The following is an 874-nucleotide window of genomic DNA, read 5'->3' on the forward strand; positions in this document are numbered from 1 at the left end:
CTGTTTGAGTGCAGATTTTAGAATGTTTTTGGCGGCGTTTTCATCCCGGTCTGCTACATACCCACAGTGAGGACATTTGTGAGTCCGGGTGTGAGAGTTTTGACAACCTTCTCACCGCAGTTTGAACAATTTTGAGACGTGTATGCAGGTTCAACGGCAATCACCGGAACCCCATAAATTCTCCCAAAATATTCCAACCATTCTCTAAATCTGTACCAAGCAGCATCATTAATTGATTTAGCTAAATGATGATTTTTAACTAAATTGCGTATCCGTAGATTTTCAATCGCTACCAAATCGTTAGACTGTATGACGTGTTGGGCCTGTTTACAAACCCAATCATTACGTCTGCGTGAAACTCTTAGATGCGCCCTACCCAAACGATTCCTGGCTTTTTTACGGTTTTGGCTTCCCTTTTTTTTTCGAGATAATCGACGTTGCAGCTTTTTAATTCGTCGCTCATCTTTTCTTAGAAAACGGGGATTCTCTACCTGTTTACCTGTTGAATCAGTGTAGAAATGGTTTAAACCGACATCCAAACCTGTTTGTTTGTTACTGAGTTCTTTGTTTTCCTCCCTTTCATGGTCTATCAAAAATTGAGCATAATAACCATCGTGTCTTCTAATCACCCTAACTCGTTTAATTTGTTGGAGTTGATAGAAGTGTAAATCTCGGCTACCCCAAAGTTTAAATGTACCTGCTTGAAACTTATCAGAAAACGTTAAATAGCCTCTATCCTCTGAAAGTTTCCATCCCGATGTTTTGTATTCAACAGATGCTCGGACTTGATATTTTTTAAACTTTGGGAATCCTTTTCTACCGGATATTTTTTGCCGACAATTCTTATAGAACCTCTCAATGGATGCCCATGCTC

The 874-nt window shown here is 39.6% G+C and carries 1 pseudogene; it reads right to left on the bottom strand.

The features are described 5' to 3' along the window. Positions 1 to 874: pseudogene (locus tag WN50_RS26860) on the bottom strand (RNA-guided endonuclease InsQ/TnpB family protein); the annotation flags it as partial.

Source organism: Limnoraphis robusta CS-951 (assembly GCF_000972705.2).